Origin of the sequence: Methylobacterium aquaticum, assembly GCF_001043915.1 — a bacterium.
GTDB lineage: Bacteria > Pseudomonadota > Alphaproteobacteria > Rhizobiales > Beijerinckiaceae > Methylobacterium > Methylobacterium aquaticum.
This window is the reverse complement of sequence record NZ_LABX01000445.1, coordinates 1-470: the sequence shown is the minus strand read 5'-3', so window position 1 is coordinate 470 and position 470 is coordinate 1. Positions and strand designations below refer to the sequence as shown.

The 470-nt window shown below is 61.5% G+C and carries 1 protein-coding gene; it reads right to left on the bottom strand.

The genetic code is table 11. The features are described 5' to 3' along the window. The coding region (locus tag VP06_RS33120) for a hypothetical protein (protein ID WP_048468078.1) at positions 1 to 381 on the bottom strand (381 nt) is incomplete at its 3' end. Positions 382 to 470: the final 89 nt, after the last annotated feature.

Sequence of the window (470 nt, the reverse complement as noted above, 5' to 3'; positions counted from 1 at the left end):
GTCCTGCTCCTTGATGTCCTTGACGGACTTCGCGCCGGTATCCGGGTCGACATCGAACACGATGAGGCGCAGCGTCACCTTGAGGGGAGCCGCGAAGGTGATGCCGCGCTGGCGACACTCGTCGACGTCGTATTTCGGCTGTTCGAACGTGTACTTGACGAATTCGAGGAGCGCGGTCGCCGAAAAGTCGGAGATCGGGAAGACCGATTTGAACACGGTCTGCAGGCCTTCGTCGCCCCGTCCGCCTTCCGGCTCGTCCATCATCAGGAATTGGTCGTAGGATGCCTTCTGAACCTCGATGAGGTTCGGCATCTCGGCGACTTCCTTGATCTTGCCGAAGAATTTGCGAATGCGCTTGCGACCGACCAGCGTGTTGGCCATGGGTGACCTCGCTCCTACGTCCCGCGTACCGGGTGCCCGGGGAAGGCTTTATGCCTCCCGCGACCAGGCGATGAACCCGTCCCGCCGGA